Annotated in this window: 16 protein-coding genes and 1 tRNA gene; 3 read left to right on the forward strand and 14 right to left on the reverse strand. The window is 64.9% G+C overall.

Annotated features, from left to right (window positions below):
• Positions 1-20: 20 nt before the first annotated feature.
• The 9 genes from GE027_RS11775 to GE027_RS11815 form a co-directional block, all read right to left on the reverse strand.
• Positions 21-482: a hypothetical protein gene (locus tag GE027_RS11775; RefSeq protein WP_153557397.1), complete on the reverse strand. Its 462-nt coding sequence runs from the start codon at positions 480-482 to the stop codon at positions 21-23.
• 218 nt (positions 483-700) lie between these two features.
• Positions 701-773, reverse strand: a tRNA-Lys gene (locus GE027_RS11780).
• A gap of 232 nt (positions 774-1,005) precedes the next feature.
• Complete coding sequence (locus tag GE027_RS11785; RefSeq protein WP_153557398.1) at positions 1,006-1,161, reverse strand: hypothetical protein; 156 nt, start codon at positions 1,159-1,161, stop codon at positions 1,006-1,008.
• Positions 1,162-1,207: 46 nt separating this feature from the next.
• Complete coding sequence (locus GE027_RS11790; protein ID WP_153557399.1) at positions 1,208-2,236, reverse strand: DUF1559 family PulG-like putative transporter; 1,029 nt, start codon at positions 2,234-2,236, stop codon at positions 1,208-1,210.
• A 396-nt stretch (positions 2,237-2,632) separates the two neighbouring features.
• Complete coding sequence (locus tag GE027_RS11795) at positions 2,633-3,811, reverse strand: hypothetical protein (RefSeq protein WP_153557400.1); 1,179 nt, start codon at positions 3,809-3,811, stop codon at positions 2,633-2,635.
• Between the two features lie 11 nt (positions 3,812-3,822).
• Positions 3,823-7,212 (reverse strand): PVC-type heme-binding CxxCH protein, encoded by a 3,390-nt coding sequence (locus GE027_RS11800; RefSeq protein WP_162006697.1) that lies wholly within the window; start codon positions 7,210-7,212, stop codon positions 3,823-3,825.
• Between the two features lie 599 nt (positions 7,213-7,811).
• Positions 7,812-9,155 (reverse strand): Trk system potassium transporter TrkA, encoded by a 1,344-nt coding sequence (trkA, locus tag GE027_RS11805; RefSeq protein WP_153557402.1) that lies wholly within the window; start codon positions 9,153-9,155, stop codon positions 7,812-7,814.
• Positions 9,155-9,349, reverse strand: a complete 195-nt coding sequence (locus GE027_RS11810) for a hypothetical protein (protein ID WP_153557403.1) — start codon at positions 9,347-9,349, stop codon at positions 9,155-9,157. Before GE027_RS11810 ends, trkA begins: the two co-directional genes overlap by 1 nt.
• Positions 9,346-10,101, reverse strand: a complete 756-nt coding sequence (locus GE027_RS11815; protein ID WP_237607475.1) for a DUF6677 family protein — start codon at positions 10,099-10,101, stop codon at positions 9,346-9,348. The genes GE027_RS11810 and GE027_RS11815 overlap by 4 nt, the downstream gene beginning before the upstream one ends.
• Before the next feature lie 338 nt (positions 10,102-10,439).
• Between GE027_RS11815 and GE027_RS11820 the strand changes: the two genes are divergently transcribed.
• Positions 10,440-11,498 (forward strand): endonuclease/exonuclease/phosphatase family protein, encoded by a 1,059-nt coding sequence (locus GE027_RS11820; RefSeq protein WP_153557404.1) that lies wholly within the window; start codon positions 10,440-10,442, stop codon positions 11,496-11,498.
• Positions 11,499-11,619: 121 nt separating this feature from the next.
• On the opposite strand, the gene recJ is transcribed toward GE027_RS11820, so the two are convergent.
• From recJ to GE027_RS11835, 3 genes are all read right to left on the reverse strand, one after another.
• Positions 11,620-13,380, reverse strand: a complete 1,761-nt coding sequence (recJ, locus tag GE027_RS11825; RefSeq protein ID WP_153557405.1) for a single-stranded-DNA-specific exonuclease RecJ — start codon at positions 13,378-13,380, stop codon at positions 11,620-11,622.
• A 25-nt stretch (positions 13,381-13,405) separates the two neighbouring features.
• Positions 13,406-13,570 (reverse strand): 50S ribosomal protein L33, encoded by a 165-nt coding sequence (gene rpmG, locus GE027_RS11830; RefSeq protein ID WP_153557406.1) that lies wholly within the window; start codon positions 13,568-13,570, stop codon positions 13,406-13,408.
• A gap of 294 nt (positions 13,571-13,864) precedes the next feature.
• Positions 13,865-16,105 (reverse strand): NADP-dependent isocitrate dehydrogenase, encoded by a 2,241-nt coding sequence (locus GE027_RS11835; protein WP_153557407.1) that lies wholly within the window; start codon positions 16,103-16,105, stop codon positions 13,865-13,867.
• 243 nt (positions 16,106-16,348) lie between these two features.
• On the opposite strand from GE027_RS11835, the gene GE027_RS11840 reads away from it, so the two are divergent.
• The gene (locus GE027_RS11840; protein ID WP_153557408.1) at positions 16,349-17,458 is read left to right on the forward strand and encodes a zinc ribbon domain-containing protein; all 1,110 of its coding nucleotides are present in this window, start codon (positions 16,349-16,351) and stop codon (positions 17,456-17,458) included.
• Positions 17,458-18,504, forward strand: coding sequence for a zinc ribbon domain-containing protein (locus GE027_RS11845; protein ID WP_153557409.1), 1,047 nt, complete (start codon positions 17,458-17,460; stop codon positions 18,502-18,504). Before GE027_RS11840 ends, GE027_RS11845 begins: the two co-directional genes overlap by 1 nt.
• A 451-nt stretch (positions 18,505-18,955) precedes the next feature.
• On the opposite strand, the gene GE027_RS11850 is transcribed toward GE027_RS11845, so the two are convergent.
• Both GE027_RS11850 and GE027_RS11855 read right to left on the reverse strand, forming a co-directional pair.
• A complete protein-coding gene (locus tag GE027_RS11850; protein WP_153557410.1) occupies positions 18,956-19,783 on the reverse strand; it encodes an ExeA family protein in 828 nt (275 codons plus the stop codon).
• 80 nt (positions 19,784-19,863) lie between these two features.
• Positions 19,864-21,213, reverse strand: coding sequence for a P-loop NTPase family protein (locus GE027_RS11855; protein WP_153557411.1), 1,350 nt, complete (start codon positions 21,211-21,213; stop codon positions 19,864-19,866).
• Between the last annotated feature and the right edge of the window lie 64 nt (positions 21,214-21,277).

A 21,277-nucleotide genomic window follows, 5' to 3' on the forward strand; every position in this document is an offset into this window, starting at 1 on the left:
CTGCCGCGACGAAGTGGGGATCAGTCATCAGCATGGTTTCGAATGGTCTGTTTGATATCGTCCAGGGTCCTTTCGCCCGCTTTGAGTGCGGCGAATTCTTCGTCGGTTAGCTCGTACGCGCTGGACGTGTTCTCGCGTCGTACGAGCCCCAAGTAGTACACCACCGACTTAGTCTTTATATGGCGACCCCTCAGGTCCACCGTTTTGTGCCCCCGCGAGGGAAATGGGATCATCCGATAGTTTCCGCTGGTCTGTTCGACGAAAATGAAGTTCTGTTTCCAGTGGTCGTTGTCGAAAGCGGTGGTCCCTGTCGCGTCCAGCTTGCGAGGCAATCCGGTTTGGCCGTCGATCACGCTGAGGTTTGCGGCCGGCACGCCGTCGATCATGATGGTTAGGCGGGGTCGCTCGCGAAAGTAGTCGAGGAGCATGCCCACGCCGATGAGGAAGACGACGGCGATCGCAACGATCTTCGAACGCTTCATGGGTAACCGCTGTGCGAGTGGGACGCGGCGATGTCGCCGGGCAGAGGCGGGCTGGTGAATTCAGCGAATGCCATATTCTAGCGAATTCGGCGGCGGACGCTGGAGTCCAGGCTTTAGCCGCTCGGGAGCACAGGGGAAATCGCCTGAAGGCTAGACTCCAGCGTCCAAACTCTGGCGAGTTCGGCTACGGCCTTGGAGCTACCGTGTTAGAGAGAGAGTACGCCCAGTAGGACTCGAACCTACGACCCGCGGATTAAGAGTCCGCTGCTCTACCAACTGAGCTATAGGCGCTTGAGGATGGTCGCGGGGGCGGCTGGTCGAGCTCGCACTTGGCGGCTCGCCGGTGGCCCTGGTTTGACCAGTTCAGCCCCAATCGTACCCGGTTCGAGCGGCTGTGAAAACCTGGGCTCGGGGGCAACAGATCCTGGGACAACAAAAAAACGCTCGCCCTTCCCCGGGGGGAGCGGCGAGCGTTTGGAGGTTGGGCGCGTGAGGCCTAACCGGGGTGGAGTGCGCCGCCGGCCTAGGGCTCCATCAGGTCGCCCGGCATGATGTTGGCATCGTTGTAGCCCTCTTCGTCAAAGTCCGGGTTCTCACGCGGGTCCGGGCGGCTGGAGCCGCAACCGGTCGTGAGGAACAGTGCGGCGCACAACAGGGTCAACATTCCAATCATTCGCATTCTGCAAGTACTCCCGTTTCGGATGTGGTGGTTAAAACCGTCTTAATTAGTTACGTGGATCTTCGAACGTGTGGTTGTCACGCATGGCCGTCATCTTCAGCCAGGTGCCGTAGTCCATGGTTTCGGTCAAGAAGGAGACGCTGCCGTCGGCAAAGACCGCCTGCAGCCCGCCCGGGTGGTAACTGCTGGGGCCGGGCCAGTTGGCGTTGGGACCCCAAGCCGAAATGAAGGTCGGCGGAAAGGCGTGGTTCTTCCACCAGCCATTGGAAGCTTTGTTGCTGCCATCGGGATTAACAACTCGCTGAGTACCGCCCTCGTTGCCGGCCCAGCCGTTGACGCCCGTGGCGACAAACGCGCTGCGGAAGACCGGCGTGCCGACGCGGCGAGCACCCGTGCCGACGGTGCGGATCGGGCCGCCCCCAAAACCCATCGAATCACACTCGGCCACCGCCAGCGTTTGCGACAGGCCGTCGGTTACCTCGGAAATTCGCCGTGTCCGGTTCACGGCAAAGATGCCCATGATGTCGGCTCGCTTGGTCAGCGGATCCGAGAACGTGCTCCACGGCGGAGTGGCGTCGACCGTCGCGGTTTCCCACCAGTGATATCCTTCGCAGGCACCGTAGTTGGTTACCGCGATGTCGTGCGTCTCGCTGAGGTCCCAGCGGCCGCCGTCCGACGGACAGCGCAGGTAGGCCACCTGGGTGCTGACGATCGGCTGTCCCCAGACCGGCAAGTCGCGGTTGGTCGCATCGTACAGCGGTTGCTGTTCGATGAACGGCAACACCATCTCGTTCCACGTGTGATGGTACGGCTCGGTGTACGGCGCCTTGCCCGGTCCGTAGATCGCTTGCGGAGGGAACGTGCCGTAGGTGTCGTGATAGTTCTGCAGGGCCAGGCCTTGTTGCTTGAGATTGTTGCTGCAGGACATTCGTCGCGCCGCTTCGCGTGCCGCCTGAACGGCCGGAAGAAGCAGCCCCACCAAAACGCCAATAATGGCAATAACAACAAGCAACTCCACGAGCGTGAAGCCGAAGCGCAGGGGGAGCCGACGGCTCCGGGGAGCAGGGTAGTGCATGGGGACCTCTCAAAGAAGGACGAAAAGGTAGGGGGCGAGAAAGGGGATTAGTCGCCCGATAAGGGACGCTGAAGTAGCGTTCTAGTGAAGCTATCGGCCGAAAATTGCCGCGTCAAGAAAATTGCCGCGCCGCAAACTACTTCTTTACGGATTTTTAAGCCCCCCGAGCTTGCTAACCGCCCGAAAGTACCAGGTGAGGTTTCGGGATTGGGAAAGCAGGTCCGTTTTATTGTAGAAGGTGATGGTTGGTGGGGGCTGGGTGGCTCAGTGGAGGGGGAGGGGCGGAGGACGGTTTGAGCATTTGCCCTGGGCGTTGTCCTAGGCTGACTTAGGACCGCGGAGGGCCACACAAAAACCCTCTCCGGGCCTGAGAGCCCGACTCTCCCAGAGGGAGAGTTATATCTCGTCGGTTATCAGTAGGTCGACACAGAACACGTTCTCGTCGTCTTCGGGGTCGACCAGGATTTGCACCGGAGCGGCGTCGCTGCGAAGCAGACGTGCTTTATCGGCTGCCGTGGGGTCGACCGTGCAGGTCGCAGTTTGCCATTGACCCCGGTGCTGAAACCGCAGCGTCACGCGGTGAAGGACGCGGTTGTTGACGCTGATCCCGGTGCGTTGGACGTCTTCGACGGTGCCGGTTTCCAAGCGGCCTTCGCGTAACATGCGAGCTTTGCGGCGGCGGTGACGCAGCGTCCAACCGGCCATGACGGCGCCGATCAGAGGCATCACGAAACCCGGCACGAGCATGAACAGACGAAATTCGTCTTTCAGGGCGACCAGGCTGATCACGGCGGTGATGATGCCGAAGACGATGAAGGCGAAACCGACCAGGACCAGTGGAAAGGTGTCGCCGAGCACTTGACGCTTCACCGTTGCCGGAACGCGACGTGGCACGGGGCTGGCGAGGAACGAGGTGAGTTGCTCGCGCGGTACGACCAGTTTCTTTAGCTGACGCTTGACGGCACTGCCGACCAAGCCGCCATACTGGCTGCCGATGTTCGCCAAGTCGCTCGCGTCGGCGCGGCGCTCGATCGAGGGCTGTGCATCGAGCACGGTTTCGGCGCGGCTGAGTTCGGCCAACAGCTGCAGCGATTCGGCCAGGAAGGCGTCCCGTTGTTCCGGCGGGCAGGTTTGTCGCTCGCGGTAAATCGCCAGTTGGCGATGGTTCGCACGGATGCTCCATCCCGGATGCGCTGCGAGGTATTCGCGGAGCTGAGAATCGAACATCGTTCGCACGGCCGGCTCGGGCATCCCGAACAGCAGGTACTCTCTGGCGAATTGCGGCGAGTCGGGGAACTGGATGCCTTTGGCTCCCAGCAGCCGGCTCATGATAAACCGCGAAGGGCCCCGGCCATCGGTGGCCACCAGCCGGAACTGTGGGTAGTCGAACGCGTCGGCTTGCATGAAGGCGACGGTCTGGTCGATGCGGCCCGCACGGGAACTGGATTGTTGCCGATCGCGGTAACGCACCTGGCACAGGGTCCACGTCACTTCGTCGCTGCTCTGTTGGTCCAGCACTTCGGCTTGGACGTCGTTGTCAAAGAGGTCGGACAGATGTTGTTCGAGCGTCGGCATGGTGGGTTCCGTCAGGGGTTGGCTTGGCCGGCACGCAGAAACGCCAACAGGTCGGCCAGCTGTTGGTCGCTGAGTGAGTCGCCCAGGTCCTCGGGCATCAGGGAACGGGCGGAGCGTTTGCGCAGCTCGATGTCGTCGGTCGCCAGGATATGTTGTTTGCCCTGGGCGTCGTAGAGGTGCACGACGTCGTCGTCTTCGTGTTGAACCAGCCCCACGAAGACTTCGCCGTCGATCGTGAGGATGCTGGTCGTGCGGAAGGCTTCGTCGACGTTGCGGTTCGGGGCGAGGATGTCTTCGAGCAGACGCTGCGGAGGTCGGGCCACGGCACCGTCCAGCTGCGGTCCCAGTACGGTGCCTTGGCCATCGAGTTGGTGGCACGCCGCGCAGTGCTGGCGGAACAGGTTCAAGCCGCGGACGGCGTTGCCGCGCAGTCGGGGCAGTTCGGTCGCCAGCCGGGCGGCGCGTTGATCGCGGGGAGAAGCCGCCGCGAGGGCTCGGCCGCGCAGCTCCTCGGCGAGCGTTCGGTTCGCGCCCGCGAGTCGAGCATCGAGTGATTGCCAGAGTTCGTCGTCGGCCAGCACGTCGATGGCCAACGTGCCGTGGTGCAGCAGGTCCAGCAGTCGCCGGGTCGAGCCGCCTTGCCGGGTCCAGTCCAGGGCGAAAGCGTGTTGCTCGGCCGTCGTCAGTTGTTCGGCCAGCATCGTCAGGGCAGCGCGGATCGCCGCTTCCTCGCCTTGGGCCAGCCGCCGGATGCCCGCGGCGCTGTGCAGTTCGTTAAAGGCATCGGTGGCGGGCCACGGTCTCTGGGCCAGGGCCCGCAGAACGCAGTGTGCATCGGCGTGGCCGCCCAGCGAAGCCAGCGTCACGGCGATCTGTCGGCGCTGAAAGCCGCTCAGCCATTCATGGTCCAAGCTCGCGTCCAGGCGGTCGGCCATGTCGTCGTCGCCCAGCCGTTGGCTCCACTGCAGCGCACTGGCCAGGCCGTCGGACATGAGTTCTCGGAGGCGATAGGAAACCAGGTCCAAGGCAAACGGCTGGAAATCGCCTATCGCGATCCAGGCGTACGCGTCCCCGGCGTCGCCATCGATGCATTCGATCCGTACCAACCGACCGGCAAGCCGCGACGTGTCCCACTGGATCTGAGCTGTCACGTCGCTGCGTGGCGGCAGGGCGCGAAACAATTCGTCGCCGGTCACGGCATCGACCAGGCGGACGAAGTTTTGATTGAGAGCCGGTTTGCTGGGCGGTCCGTCGTGACCGGCCAGCCGAAACCGGATTTCCTCGGGGGCGGCAAAGGGAGTGGACCACTGCCGGCCGGTGTAGCTTTCGCCGAGCGCAAAGCTGCTGGAGACCCTCGCCTTGTTGCGACTACCGATGACCGGACGTTCCTCCAGAGGCCACGCCGTCGCCTGCGAGCTGGTCCAGTCCAGGACAACGGCCTCGCCGTCCGGTCCGGCCAGCCTCGGAGACGGGGGAGACAGCAGGTCGAGGAAGTCTTCCAGCTGCGAGGCGGCCAGCGGTCGGGCCCAGGCCGCGATGGCCGCCGGGACGCGACCGGCGCGAAGGTTCCGAGCGGTCCAGATCCGCTCGAGCCACTCCCGTTGGTGGATGGGATGCTCGCCGGCGATTTCTTGGGCGAGCTCCACGCAGCGCTCCAGTTGGTCGTTGCTGGCGCGGGAAGCGGCCAGGGCGAACAGCTCGTGATGGGCGGCCGGGTCGTCGCTGGCCGCCACGTAATCCAACAGGGCTGCGGCCGCGGCCGGGTGGTCGACCGCCGGCAAGATGTCGAGGAAGGCCGCGGCCACGGGCGGTGGTTCGGTCGCGGCGATTCGCCAGTGCGGGCTGTCGGCCGGCGTGCGGCGAAGCAGCCGAGCGCTGGCGATCCGCAGACTCTGCCGCAGCACCACGTCCTCGTCCGGGACGTCGACCAGCCGCCGCAGCAGTCGCGGGATGTCACCGGGTTCGCCCCGCCTGCCCAGCAGCTCGGCCGCGCGGCGGACAACGTGCGGGCTGGGGTCCTGCAACGCTTCGCGAATCCTCTGCAACGCCGGGCTTGAAGCGTTCTCGGTGGCGGGGTTGGCGGCGCGATTTAATTCTCCCAGACGCCCGCGGGCGGCGGCGATGGATTCGTCCGCGCCGGCTGCGGTGGCGTCCGCGGCCGGCAAGCCGCCCACGTAGCGGATCTGCCAGATCCGGCCACTGGTCCGGTCCCGCTGTGGATGGTCCAGAGGGACTTCGTAATGACCGATGATCGAGTTGTAGAAATCGGCGACGTACAGGTGGCCGTCGGGGCCGAAGCGCAGGTCTACCGGGCGAAACCAGGGATCGTCGCTGGTCAGGAAATCGGGCATCTCGGTGCCGCGCGCGGTCGCTCCGGTGTAATCGACTGCGTTGCGGTTCAGGCGGCTGGTCATCACGTTGCCGCTGAGCATCTGGCCGCGGAGCGGTTGCCAAGCGGAACGGCCGGAGACGTAGGCGATGCCCGAGATCGCCGTGCTGCCGTGCAGGTGATGGACCATCGGAGGCAGGAAGCCGAGCCCGTCGTGGGGGCGGCCAAAGCTGGGGTAGCAGGCGCCGTCGATCAGCTGGGTGATCGGTTTGCTGTGGCAGTCGGCCGAGTAGCGATAGCCCCAGTCGTCGGTCGTGGTGCCGAACGGATTGACTTGACCCTGCGTGACCTGTTCGATTCGGCTGCCATCGGGGCGAAAGCGAAAGGTGTTGCCGGAGTGCAGGCGAACGGTGTGCCCGTCGCGGCCGCGGACTTCCGATTGGTTGTTGAACCCGTGGCAGGCATAGATCCAGCCATCACCTCCGTCGCGCAGCGCATTGACCATGCCGTGGGTATCACGCGTGGTATCGAAGGGGCCAAATAATTTCTCTCGACGATCGCAGCGACCGTCGCCGTCGGTGTCGCGGAGGTACCAGATATGCGGAATGCTGAAACACAGGCAGCCGTCGCCGTAGGGCAGGATGCCGATCGGGATGTTGAGGCCATCGGCAAAGGTGGTGACGCGTTCGGCCGAACCATCGCCGTCGGCATCTTCGAGGATCAGCACGGCGTCGGCGGCGGACCCGTCGTCGGGTGAGTCCAGGGGGCGGGGATGGGGATAACGCGTGGTCTGAGTGATCCACAGGCGGCCGCGTGCGTCGGGAGCGATGTTCAGCGGTTTGGCGATCTGCGGTTCCGAAGCGAAGCAGCGGATCTCGAAGCCGGGCGGCAAGTGGAAGCCGGCGCGCTGTTGCTGGGGAGACCGCCAGGGAGTTTCGCGAACGCCTTGGCCGTAGATCGCCGGATCGGTCGACGGCTCCGCCGCGGCGGGAAGAGCAGGGGGATTCTGAGCCCAGAGCGTGGGCAGGAGGCTGGAGGAGCAGAGAAGCGCCAAAGCGAATCGAATGAGCATCGGCAGGTGGGGGGCAAGGAGCGCGGCGGGGATGAGTCTGCTCATTTTAACCCGATGAAGGGGTTGGTTGTTGGTGGGGAGTGGGGAGTTTGATTCGTGCTCGATTTGCGGTTTGCTGGCTCCGGCGGAATCTATGTAGGGTTCGGAGGGGTAGAAAGCAATGTTTTCTCCCCTCTCCCCCGCTGCGCCGCGAGCGTCAGCGAGTGAAGCAGTGGTGGGAGAGGGGCCGGGGGTGAGGGGGCTCGGGTGCAACGGAATGACTCACGGCGTACGATCCCCAGGGCCGTGCACCGCATCCACATACGGCAATCGCGCTGCTGCTCTGCTGGTCCCCCTCACCCCCGACCCTCTCCCCCGGAAGCCTGACTCGCTTAGGCTCGCCAGGCTTTCGGGGGAGAGGGGAGTAAATGGTTTTCGTCTATTGCATCGATTCCGCCGGAGTCAGGCGATTTGCGATTTGCTGGAGTCTAGGCTTTAGCCGACCTCGTGCTGGCGGGAACCGGAGCTAGCGCTCAAACGGTTCAATGGATACCGCGTTGAGTGCATCGTCCAAAGTCTGGCGAGGAGTTACTTTCGGCGGAGCGAAAGGCGACACTCGCCTAGGCGGCGAAGAGTTTGAGGGTGTCCTCGGCGACGGAATCGTCGATCAGGGCGACGACGACGTCGCCGGGCAGCAGTTGATCGGTCGCTTTGGGGACCTTCACAAAACCGTCGCGTTCGATGGCCGCGACCAGGCAGTGGCCCGAGAGCGGCAGGTCGCACAGCGGTTTGCCGCTGACCGGAGCTCCGTCCAAGATCTCCAGTTCGTACACTTCGATCGACCCGTGCGGCAGTTTGGTGTGGCTGATCACGGCGCCTTCGTGCAGGTGGCCGAGGATCTGCCGGGCGGCGACGTCGCGATCGCTGACCGCCAAGTCGATCCCCAGTTTTTCGACGACGTTGGCGTAATCGGCTCGGCCGACGACCGAGAGCACGTGTTTGGCACCCAGCTCGCGAGCTTCGACGCAGGCCATGATGTTGTTTTCGTCGTTGCCGGTGCAGGCGACAAACCAGTCGGCTTTGCCCGCTCCTTCATCTTCCAGGATCATCCGCCGGTTGGCGCTGGCGTGCAGCAGCGTGACGTGTTTCAGCTGGGTGCTGAGGTACTCACAGCGATCGCCGTCCTTTTCCAGCATGATGATGTGGTAGTGGTCCTCGCCCAGCGACTGAGCGAGGTGGTAGCCGGTTTCGCCGCCACCGGCGATCATCACGACTTCCTTGCGCTGAAAACGTTTGTCGCGGGCGAACAAGCCGCGGGCGTCGACCACGTCGCCGTGCGTACCGAGCAAACTGATCTGGTCACCGGCTCGCGGTTCATCACCGGCGCTGGCGATCCACATCCGGTCCTCGCGAAGGATCGAACCGACGCGAACGCCGCTGGGCAGTTTCAGATCGCTCAGCTTGGTGCCGGCCGCCGGCGCCGCCGCGTCGACTTTCAGGTCGTAGACGACCAGTTGGCCGCGCGCGAAGTTTTCCAGCGGGATGGCGTCGGGGTTGCGGATGGTGCGCGCCAGTTCGGTGGCCGACAATTGTTCCAGACTGAGCAGCCGGTCGATTCCGAAGTGACGCTGGTAGTCGAAGGTGCTGAGGTCGCGCAGGGCCGGTGCGTAGACGCGGGCGACCGAGCGGCGGGCGCCCAACGCCTTGGCCATGCTGGCCGCCACGATGTTGACTTCGTCGTCGCCGGTCAGCGCCAAGCAGATGTCCGAGGCCGCCACGCCGCACTGAAACAACACGGTGCTCTGCGCGCCGTTGCCCTGGATCGCGCGAACGTCCAGTTCGGCGTTGATGCGGCGAACGTTCTCGGCGTCCAGGTCGACTACGGTCACGCTGTGGCGGCGGCGGCACAACAGGTCGGCCACCCAGGTTCCCACCGTGCCGGCCCCCAAGATCATCACGTGCATCAGGACACCAAATACCCCACGCCCCAGAGGATCAAAAAGATGATCCCCATGAAGCTGGTGATCCAGTAAGCGGTGTAGGCGGCGTGTCTGAACACCAGGCTCATGTCCTCGTGCCGGGTCGCTCCGTAGACCAGCGAAATCGCTACCAACAGCGGCAGGTAGTACAGCAGATAGGTCGGAGAAATCGGGATCACTTCGAAGCCTTTGAGCGTGCCGGTGCGGTTGTTTTGCCTGCAGGCGTTTTGCCTGTGGACGTTTTGCCTGTGGACGTTTTGCCTGAATCCGGTTTGCCAGCGTTGCGTTTGCCCGAGGTTTTGGGCGGCGCAGCGTCCGCGGGCTTGTCGTCCTCGTCGTCGTCCTCGGTCTTCTTTTTGCGGCCGCTGATCGGGATCGACAGGGGGCCGGAGAAGGCGTCGTAGATAACCAGGATGTTCAACAGGCCCGCGATCATCGTGTACCAGGTGCCCATTTCGTACCCCGCGCCATGGCGGGCGTACCAGGCGGAAACCTCGTCGGCCTCCTGCTCGCGGACCGGCCGGCGGGGCGGCGCCATCACGCCGCCGAACAGCGGTTCCCAGCTGGCTGGCGTGCGATATCCCGAGACTCTGCCCGCGACGTCCCGATCGACAATCGTGGCCTGCTTCATCCGCCAGCCCTCGACCAGGGCCGGCAGGGCGGGCACGCCCACGCCCAGCTGGCAGACGTAGTGCCAGCGGCGGTCCCCGGGGATCCAGGATGCGTACACGACGTGGGCCCCGCCGATCGCAAAGCCGACCAGGTAGGTGAACAAAATGCACACCATGTAAAGGCCCCCCTTGGCGTAGCGTCCCTGGTACAAATGTCCCGCGCCGGGCAGCAGCCAAGCCAGGAGAGCAGCCAGCGAACGGTTGCGGAGATCGATCTTGATCCCGTCAACTTCGATCTGACTGGGGTCGGTCGTGGGCATGGTTCGGGGGTTCCAGTCGCGGTGGCAGAGGCAAGGAGCCGAAGTGCGGCAGAGCAGGCGAAACGGTCAGGGCGGAGGAAGACGGCGTTCAATCTTAGCGATTGGCCGTATTCAAGCTAGACGCAGTCAAAATCCGCGAGGTGCTGGGGTCCGAGCTGGCGCCGCAGCGCACCGAGCAAAAATTCCCTAAAAGCTCGACTCCAGCGGCCGCCGGCCAGCGTTTCGGTAGGTTAAGCTATTCGCCGCCCGCGTGGCCAGATTGGATGCTGCCAACGAAAAACGTGGCTCCGGCTTCCAGTCCGTGCTGCTCCACCTCCGTTTCCAGGCCGATGAACCACATGGCAAACTCGCCCATCGACCCAGCCGAAACGCTTGCCACGCCCGAGGGCCGCCCGGGCCGGGTGTTTGTCCAGGACCTGCTGGACGGCCTGGCACGGCTGGCCGTCCTGGCGCTGGTGGCCGCGGCCGTGCTGCAGCGGCTGCGCGGCCTGCACTGGGCGGCGGATCTGACCACCCACATGCAGGCCCATCTGTTGCTCGCCGCGGTGGCCGTCACGCTGTACTACCTGTGGGCTCGTCGCTGGGCGTGGCTGACGCTGGCGCTTGCCCTGGTGCTGTTGGGCGCCCTGACGGTACGTCCCTGGCAGTTCTGGATGGGGCCCGCCGAGCCGCCGCTGGCCGCGGCGGCCGAAGCCGCGCCGACCGACGGTGTGCGGCCGCTGCGGATCCTGGTTTGGAACGCGTTTGTGCACAATCCCGATCCGCAGTCGCTGGTCCGCTTCGTCGCCCGGCGGGATGCCGACGTGGTGGCGATCTTGGAGTGGACGCCGGCGTTGGGGCGCGAGCTGGATGGGCTGCGGCAATCGCATCCCCACCACCGGGAAGTTCCCTTTGGTGGAGCGTTTGGGATCGCCATGTATTCGCGCATCCCCGGCGCCATCGAGGCGGTGACGATACCGGGGCCGGTGCCCGCGCTGCGTTTCCGGCCGCAGGACCCGCGGTTGCCGGTCGACTTGTGGGCGGTGCACACCCTGCCGCCAACCGGTCGCGAGTACCAGGCCATCCGCGACGAACAACTGCGATGGTTGGGGACCCACCTCCGCGAAGGGACGCAGCGGATGCCGATCCTGGGCGGGGATCTGAATATCACGCCCTGGGCCGATCAGTACCAGCGTCTGCTCGGCGAAGCGGATTTGGTCGATTCGCAGGCCGGTTTCGGGTACCACGCGACCTGGCCGAACCGATTGGGGCGGTTTGGCATTCCCATCGACCACGTCGCGGTCGATCGCCACATCGAGGTTACCGCCCGCAGCGTCCACTTCGCCTCGCCGGGATCCGATCACGCGGCCGTTTGGATCGAGTTGGCGGTGAGTGGTCGTAGTGGCATAGGCTTCTAGCCTGTGAAAGTAGCACGGCTGTCTCAGCCGTGAACAAACTGCCTCTCGGCTGGGGACAGCCGAGCTACTTTGTGCTGCCTCTCGGCTGGGACAGCCGAGCTGCTTTATGCCACTGGGTTCTTTAGACGGGGCTGGGGGTGAGGGCGGGGCGCCAGTCGACGAGGTGGAATTCGACGTTGCACTGACCGCGGAACTCGTTGATCACCGGCCGGTAGACGATATCCATCGGGCCCTCGTGGGCGTTCAATTCTTCGCACCATTCGCCGTGGCCAAACGCGACGCCGCGGACGGTGATCCCGTCCTGCACGATGCGGAGGGTCAGGTGGCGGTCGCCGCCGCCCATCTTGCGAGACGGTTCGGCCAGCCGCACGTTGCGGGCGCACAGGATGGGCCGCGGATTGCCTTCGCCGAAAGGCGCCAGTTGTTCGATCTGGCGGACGGTCTGGTGCGTCAATTGACCGAGGCCCGCTTCGGCGTCGACTTTGATTTCGATGCCGGCATCGTCATCGGCCACCTGGTTGGCGACCGCTTCGCAGAAGTCCTCGCGAAACGCGTCCAGTTCCGCTTCGTGCAGGGTCAGTCCGGCGGCCGCACGGTGGCCTCCGAATTTGACCAGCCGATGTTCGCACTCGCCGAGGGCGCGGTGCAGGTCGACGGAGCGTGAACCGGCTCGGCCCGATCCCGTGGCCGGCCGGCCGCTGACCGGATCCAGCGAGAGGATCAGCACGGGCCGGCCGTACTTCTCGGCCAATCGTCCGGCGACCACACCGATCACGCCCAGGTGCCAGCCCGTTCCGGCCAGCACCAGGGCCGGGTCGGATTCCGGATCGAACTCCTCTTTGGCTTGCTTCTGGGCGGCCAGGTAGACGCTGCGTTCAAGGCTGACGCGGTTGCTGTTCAACTGGTCCAGGTACTCGGCCAATTGGACCGAGCGGTTGTTGTCGCGGACGGTCAGCAGTTCCACGCCCAGTTGGGCTTGGCCCAGTCGGCCGGCGGCGTTCAGCCGCGGTGCGAGCGAGAAGGCGATGTCTTCGCTTTGCAGCCGGCTGCGTTGGTCGACTTTGGTCAGCCGCATTAACTGTGACAGACCCAGCGTGGGCTGGGCCTGCAGGCTCTTCAGTCCGTGGGTGACCAGAATGCGGTTCTCATCGACCAACGGTACGACGTCCGCCACGGTGCCGATCGCCGCCAGCGAGAGGGCCTGCAGCAGGTAGGTCCGCAGCGAATCGGTCACCCGTTTGGATTCGCAGATTTCCTGACACAGGGCCCAGGCCAGTTTGAAAGCGACGCCGGCGCCGCACAGTTCGCCAAACGGGTAGCTCGATCCGGGCAGCCGCGGGTGCACGATCGCGTCGGCTTCGGGCAGCGAGCCGTCGATGCGGTGATGATCCGTGATCACCAGCTGCATGCCCAGCGATCGGCACAGTTTGGCCTCTTCACAGCTGCCGACGCCACAGTCGACGGTGATGACCAGCCGTTTGCCGCGCTCGGCCAGCTTCTGCAGGGCCTCACCGCTGAGGCCGTAACCCTCTTCGAGGCGATTGGGCACGTAGTAGCTGACGTCCGCGCCCATCAGCGTCAGGCCGCTGTAGAGGATTGCGGCGGAGGTCATGCCGTCGGCGTCGTAATCGCCGTAGATGACGATCGGTTGCTTGCTGCGGATTGCCGGAGCGATCGTGGCGACGGCCGCTTCCACGCCCGGCAGTTCCAGCGGATCGCGCAGGTCCGACAGTTTGGCGTGGAGGAATTTCTTTACCGTCTCGGCATCGTACACCCCGCGGCTGACCAGCAGCTGGGCGACGACGTCGGGAATGCGAGCTTGACGGACCAGCCGCTGGACCACCGAATGGTCCTGCGGCAGTAATCTCCAACGTTTCTGCATACTCGCATCCTTGCCTGGAAACTAATTATTTCTTCTTTTCGACGTGCCAGGTGTGCTTGCGAACGCGCGGGCAGTACTTCTTCAGACGCAGTTTTTCGCCGCCGGGTTTGCGGCGCAGCGTGTAGTTGTAGTCGCCGGTTTCTTCGCAAGCCAGGAAGACGGTTTCGGCTTTTTTCTTGCTCTTGGCCATCAGAGGCACTCCCAGTGTGTGGTTATGGTATCAGGCCGCCAAGGGAACGGCGCAGCGGCAAAATCGGTTTTCGAGCCCCGGATTATGCAATAACCCCCGCCTTGCAGGCAAGACCCGAAGGAAGGGGGAGGATTGCAAACTGGAAAATGAACCCTGCAAATTTGGAATCAAGGATCTGAGATTCGAGATTTGGTGACTCCGGGGGAATCGATGTAGGGCGTGCGAAGCTCGGGCGCAGCAGCCACGGCAGTGGCGACATGCGGTAGCCCCAGACGCGAGCGTGGGGTGTCGCCCTTAGGCTTCTAGCGAGGCGAGGGCTTGGTTGAAGGTGTTGCTGGGACGCATCGCCGCGGCCACCTTGCTCTCGTCGGGGTCGTAGTAGCCGCCGATGTCGACCGGCGAGCCTTGGGCGGCGTTCAGTTCGTCGACGATGGCGGCTTCCTGCTCGCTCAGCCGCTGGGCCAGCGGGGCGAAGGTGTCGCGAAGCTGGGCGTCGCTGTTCTGGGCCGCTAGGGCTCGCGCCCAGTACAGGGCCAGGTAGAAATGGCTGCCGCGGTTGTCCAGTTCGTTGACCTTGCGCGAGGGCGATTTGTCGTTTTCCAGGTACTGGCCGTTGGCTTCGTCCAGCCCGGCCGCCAGAGCCAGCAGGCGGGCGTTGTCGGTTTTGCGGCCCAGGTCTTCCAGCGAGACGGCCAGGGCCAGGAACTCGCCCAGCGAATCCCAGCGCAGATGGCCTTCTTCGAGGAACTGCTGGACGTGCTTGGGCGCCGACCCGCCGGCACCGGTTTCGAACAGTCCGCCGCCGGCCAACAGCGGCACGATCGACAGCATTTTGGCGCTGGTACCGAGTTCCAGGATCGGGAACAGGTCGGTCAGGTAGTCGCGCAGGACGTTGCCGGTGACGCTGATCGTGTCCTGGCCGTCGCGGCTGCGCTGGCAGGTCAGGCGGGTGGCTTCGACCGGCGAGAGGATCTGGATGTCCAGGCCGGTGGTGTCGTGATCGGGCAGGTACTGACGGACCTTGTCGATCAGGTTGGCGTCGTGGGCGCGAGCGGGGTCGAGCCAGAAGATGGCGGCCGCGCCGGTCGCGCGAGCTCGGTTGACGGCCAGTTTGACCCAGTCGCGAATCGGTTCGTCCTTGGTCTGGCACATCCGCCAGATGTCGCCCGGTTCCACGTCGTGCTGGAGCAACACGTTTCCGGCCGTGTCGACCACTCGCACCGTGCCGGCTTGGGCGATTTCGAAGGTCTTGTTGTGCGAGCCGTACTCTTCGGCTTTCTGCGCCATCAGGCCGACGTTGGAAACGCTGCCCATGGTCGTCACGTCGAAGGCGCCGTGCTGTTTGCAGAAGTCGATCGTGGCTTGGTAGACGCCGGCGTAGCTGCGGTCGGGGATCAAGGCTTTGGTGTCGTGCAGTTGGCCGTCGCGGCCCCACATTTTGCCCGAGGAGCGGATTGCCGCGGGCATCGACGCGTCGATGATCACGTCGCTGGGCACGTGCAGGTTGGTGATGCCCTTGTCGCTGTTGACCATGGCCAGTTCCGGCCGCTGGTCGTAAACGGCTTGCAGATCGGCTTCGATCTGTTGCCGCTGGGCGTCGGGCAATTGTTGGATCTTGGCAACCAGGTCGCCAACGCCGTTATTGGGTTCGACGCCCAGTTCTTCCAGGGTCTGAGCGTGTTTTTCGAACACGTCGGCGTAGTAGACCGAGACGGCGTGACCGAAGATGATCGGGTCGGAGACCTTCATCATGGTGGCCTTCAGGTGCAGCGACAGCAGCACGCCCTGCTGGCGAGCCTGTTGGATCTGGTCGGCCAGGAACTGTCGCAGGGCCGAGGCGCTCATCCGGGCCGCGTCGATCACTTCGCCGGCTTGCAGGGGCAGGTCGCCCAGAAGGACTTTTGTTTCTTTGGTTTCGCCTTCGCGGGGAACCAGTTCGATCCGCACCGAACCGGCCGCGTCCATGACGTGCGATTGTTCGCTGCCGTAGAAATCGCCATCGGGCATCGAAGCCACGTGGGTCTTGGAATCGGCGCTCCAGGCGCCCATCGAGTGCGGGTTTTTCTTGGCGTACTGTTTGACGGCCGCGGCCACGCGGCGGTCGGAGTTGCCTTCGCGGAGCACGGGGTTCACGGCGCTGCCGAGCACTTTGGCGTAGCGGCTGCGGATTTCCTGAGCCGCTTCGTCCTCGGCGTCCTCGGGATAATCGGGCACGTCGTAGCCGTGTTGCTGCAGCTCGGCGATGGCCGCGGTCAACTGCGGGATCGACGCGCTGATATTGGGCAGTTTGATGATGTTGGCCGCCGGCGTCTTGGCCAGCTCGCCCAGCTCGGCCAGGGCGTCGCCGCGGCGCTGCTGCTCGTCCAGCCGTTCGGGAAAGGCCGCCAGGATGCGGCCGGCCAAGGAAATGTCTTTCAGTTCGACGCTGACTCCGGCCGTCTTGGTGAAGGCCCGGATGATCGGCAACAGCGAACGCGTGGCCAGGGCGGGAGCTTCGTCGGTGAGCGTATAAACGATTTGGTTTGCTTGCGACATCGAGGTTCTTGCGGTGAGGGGCTTGCGAACGTTCCCAGAGGATACCGCGATCGATTCTTCAGCGGAACGGGCGGCCCCGAAAGCCCCAAGACGGTTCGGCGGCGACCGGGACGGTTCGGCGGCGGGGAATCCTGGTAAACTGGTCGGGCCGCGGGCGGCCCATGGCTGCGTCGGGGGCAGGCTGGCCCGGCATGCGTGTATTGCTTTCCCTTTGCCCGAGCTTTCCTCCGTTCTCTCTGCGAAATGGCTGAACCACCACCGCTCGGCGTGCAGCCGATCGAGCCGTCCTTGGTTGTCGACGCGCCGCTCGCCGCCGGCGCTGCGCCCTGCACCCGCTGTGGCAACCCGCTCTCGCCCGGCGATCAGTACTGCGCGGCGTGTGGTCAGGAGACCGAACAGGCGGCCGGCGAGCAAGTCGCCAGCGAAGCGGCTGCAGCCAGATTCTTGCGCTGCGAGACCTGCGGGGCGGAGATCCGCACCGAGGCGCTCCAGCGCAGCTACGTCTGTCCGTTTTGCGATTCCACCTACGTCGTCGAATTCACGCCGGACGCTTCGCAGCGGCGGCGCCCCGAGTTCGTGCTCGGCTTTGCGATCACTCGCCAGCGAGCTCAGCAGGAATTTCGGCGGTGGCTGCGGACCAATCGTTGGCTGCGACCGGGCGATTTGACGCAGGCCGCGATCGAGGAGAAACAGCAGGGCGTGTACCTGCCGTTCTGGACGTTTTCGACCCATGTCTCCAGCCGCTGGCGGGCCTCGATCGGCGAATACTGGTACGAGACGGTCGTCCGGCGAGTGCGTGGCAGCGACGGCAAAATGACCACACGCACCGAACGCGTGCGGCACACCGAGTGGTGGCCGCTGACCGGACGCCATCAACGCTACTACGCCGGGTTTCTGGTTTCGGCCTCTCGCGGACTCAGTCAGGCCGAAGCCCAGCAGCTCCAGCCCTTTCCGTTGACCGCCCTGGTGCGCTACCAGCCCAGCTATCTGGCCGGCTGGATGAGCGAGGAGTACGTGATCGATCACGACCAGGCGTGGCAGTTGTGCCAGCAGCATTTTCAGACGCTGGAAAAACGCAATATCGCCGCTTTCTTGCCCGGCGATGAACACCGGCAGTTGCAGGTGCACAGCCGTTTCGAGCAGACCGGCATCGATCTGGTGCTGCTGCCGGTGCACGTCCTGTCCTACCGCTACCACGACCGCGTGTTCCGGTTCTTGGTCAATGGTTACACGGGACAATTCGTGGGACAGAAGCCGGTGTCGGGCCGCCGCGTGGCGGCCCTGGTGGTCGCCATCCTGTTGGGGATCGCCGTGTTGGTCGGTTTGTTTCTGTTGCTTTCGGCGGGGGCGTGATGAACGACGACGCGGAGAACACGGCCGGCAAAGACGACGCCGACTTCGAGCTGGAGGCGCCCGAGAGCGAGGTTCTGGACGGTCCGCAGCGCTGCGGGGTTTGCGGCGCGATGACCGACCCGGAGGATCTGTTCTGCCACAACTGCGGAACCGAAGTGGAGCACGGCGAAGGGGCGCAGGAGTCGCCTCGAGGCACCGCGGCGACGCACACGTTTCGCTGTCAGAGCTGTGGGGCGTCGATGCGTTACGACGCGTCGGCCCAGGCTCTGCGCTGTCCGTTTTGCGGGGCGACCGAATTGGACGCGGTGCAGACGCATCGCGTGCTCGAGGCCCGGCGGGTCGTGCCGATGAGGCTGGACCAGGCGGCCGCGGGCGGTCGCCTACGCCAGTTTCTGGGCAGCAGTTTTTGGCATCCCGGCGATCTGGGCCAGCAATCGAAACTGCAGCTGGCCACGGCGGTGTACGTGCCGTACTGGGTTTTTTCTGCCGATGCCGAGACGTTTTATACGGCCGACAGCAGCCGCACGCCGCCGGGGGCTCGCGCCGATTGGTACCCGGTCAGCGGCCAAAGACGACAGCGGCACGAGGGCGTGTTGGTCTCGGGCAGCAGCGTGCTGACGCCGGCCGAAACCAATGCCTTGTTGCCATTTGATCTGCGCGCCGCGGTGCCGACCGAGCAGGTGGATTTGGAGAACATCACGGTCGAAGAGTTCCGTGTGGCTCGCCGCCATGCGCGGCCGCAGGCCCGGGCGATGATCGAACAGATCGAGCAGACGCAGTGCGCAGGCCTCGTGCCGGGGCGAGCTCGCAACGTCCGGGTCAACGTGATGCTGAGCGGGTTGGCCAGCGAGGCGATCCTGTTGCCGGTTTGGATCCTGGCTTATCGGTATCGCGACCAGGTGTACCGCGTGTTGGTCAACGGCCAGAGCGGCCAGGTCGCCGGGCAAGCGCCGACCAGTTACTGGAAGCTGGCCGGGGTGGTGATCGCGGTCGCGATCGCCGCCGTGGTGATATTAATTTGCGCCGGCGTCGCTGGTGGCGGGTAGAAGCCCGAGCCGCACGCGCTGGCGCCGCGTCAACATTTAATACTAGGGCCTGGCCGGAGCTGAAGTCGCCAGACTTTGGACCTTTTCGTCACCAAGTAACCGGGGCGTTCGCCCAAACGGCTCACCTGAGCGATGCGTTTTCGAATAAATCAATAGGCCGCGAGCGTCGAGGTTCGCGAGCATGCCCCAATGTCCTTCGGTTCACAGCGACCGCAAGGCCAGTCCGAAGGACGACACAGCCCCTGCCGGCGGTGTCAACCGCCGAGCCACGTCTCACCACGGCTAGCGCCCAATGCCACTTCCTTTGTAGCGGAACGGCGCGAGCCGTCCGGTTTTGCGGTGCGAACCTTCACACACCGGGCGGCTTGCGCCGCTCCGCTAACGCTTCAATCGCAAGCGATGGTGAAAGTAGATGGCATTGGGCTTGCGCCGTCGGCTGGCGGGTGTCGGCTTAGGGCGTGACGGTGACCAGTTCTTGGTGGACGCCTTCGACGTGGGGCGTTTCGATGCGGTCGAGCTCTTCGGCGTAGCCGACCATCAAGGCCAGGTCGGCCAGGCGGTTGATGCGGCGCGGAATCCCGCCGCTGCGAACGTGCAGCGTTTCGATCGCTTCGCTGGTGAAGATTCTTTGGGCATCGCCGCCGGCGACCTGGATGCGATGTTGGACGTAGCCGGCGGTCTGTTCGGCCGTCATCCGGCTGAGCATGCATTTGACGTTCATCCGTTCGTCCAGAGCACGGTTCCGCTCGATCACGCTGAGCAACGTTGCGTGCCCGACCAGGACCAGCGTCCAGGCGGCTTCGGCCCGGGCCTGGCTGCGCTGCAGGTTCAGCAGCAGCCGCAGGGTTTCCAGTTGCTCCGGCGCCATCAACAGATGGGCTTCATCGACGATCAACACGGCGTGGCGGCCGGCTTCGACGTTGTCGGCAAAGAAGCTGTCCAGGCGGCGGAGGGCCGTCCGCGGCGTTTCGTCATTCGGGCCGGTCGTCCCGGTCAGCTCGTCGGTCACGTACCCCAGCAGTTGATCTCCGCTGAGCTGTGGAAAGGCCAGGCGGGCGACCGGCATGAACGGCTCGGGCAGCTGGCTGGCCAGGGCGTCGACGATCAACGATTTACCGATCCCGCTGTCGCCACACATGGCGACCGCCGCGCGGCGGTTCTCGACCGCATAACGCAGCTTCAGCAGCGCCGTCTGGTGGACTTCCGACGGGTAGTAGTACTGCGGATCGCTCCAGTTCTCGAACGGCCGCGCGGTCAGATTCCAGTGGCTTTCGTACATCGCACAGGTTCCGAAGGGATGGTTGATTGACAGGCAACGGGTTTTCAGCAGGCTCGGGGAAGATTCTGAGTTGCCCGCGACTAATCCACAAAATTCTCGGCGATGCCGATCTGGGCGATCCCGGCAGCCCGCAGCGTAGCGATGCTGGCCTCCTGGGCGGCTTTGTCGAAGCTGCGCAGGTCGCGGACCAGGATGGCCGATTGGAAGCAGTCGCCGGGGATCGAACCGCTGGCACAGGGGCCGTCGATCAGGATCAGGTCGAAGTGGCCGCGCAATTGATCGACCGTCCGGTGCAGCTCGTCGGCTTGCGGCGGCAAACCGGTGGCCGCCGGGACGATCGGGAACAGCGTCACGCCGTCGCCGATGCTGTGCACGGCGGTTTCGGCCAACGAGACGCCGCCACGGATCGCTTCGGGCCAACCGAACTCCAGCTCCAGCTGCAGGGCGTCGATCAGCGACGGGTTCTCGCCATCGCCGTCGATCAACGCGACTCGGATGCCGGTCGTCGCCGCAGCGAGCGCCAGTCCGACGGCCAGGGTCGAACGGCCCGCGCCGCGGCTCGGACTGCTGATCAAGACCGTCTGCATGCCATCGCGGGCTGCTTGCGCCAGGGGCACGCCCGCCCCGGTGATCATGCCGCCGCTGGTCAGCAGTTGGTTGATGATCGCCGGAACCTCGAACTCGTCGACTTCCCAGGCCGCCTCGAAGGGCTGTGGCGCCACCGGCGATGGTTCGGTCGCGGCCGCCGCGAGCATCTCCTCGGCGGCGGGTTGAACAATGTCTTCGATGGTCAGCTCCGCGCTCGGTTCCACGGCCGGACGCGCGGTCGCCGTCTCCTCGACTTCAACAGCCTCGGCCCGTTCTACTTCGGCCCGTTCTACGTCGGCCCGTTCTACGTCGGCCCGTTCCGCTTCGGCCCGTTCCGCTTCGGCTAGGGCCTCTTGGACTTGTTCGATCGGGGCACCGGCGGTGGATGCGGGTGCTGCAGCGACTGCCGCCGGAGCCGCGGGGGCGAAATCATCGTGCGAGACGGTGATGGGCGGAAAGGCGCTGGCGTCCAGCCGCGAAGCCGGGGCCAGGTGGGGTGCGGGCAGCGGTTCGGCCGCGTCGATCCGCAGCACCGGTGGCGAGGTGTCGGGTTCGTCCTGCGGCGCGGTCGTGGTGTCGGTGGGAGACACCGGTGGCTGCTGGGGCGGCATCGCCGGAGCCGTTCCCGGTCGCTGGCCGCGGCGACGTTCGGTGGCGGGACGCGGGGCAGCGGCCGGATGAGCGTTATCGGTGCGGAACAGTTCGTTGTTGGAGGGGTCGATCCAGAACGATGACATGCCCATCGCCACCCAGTCCACCACGGCCGGTTCGGGATCGGCCGGGGAGCTTTGCGGACGTTCCTTGGCGAACGCTTTGACAAACGCTTGGTCAATCTTGCTCATCGATTCATCGTCCTGTCCGTGGAATGCCCGCCTGGATTCAGACGGCCCTCTGCTGGGAGCCGGC

Source organism: Roseimaritima sediminicola, from assembly GCF_009618275.1.
In the GTDB taxonomy this organism is placed as follows: domain Bacteria; phylum Planctomycetota; class Planctomycetia; order Pirellulales; family Pirellulaceae; genus Roseimaritima; species Roseimaritima sediminicola.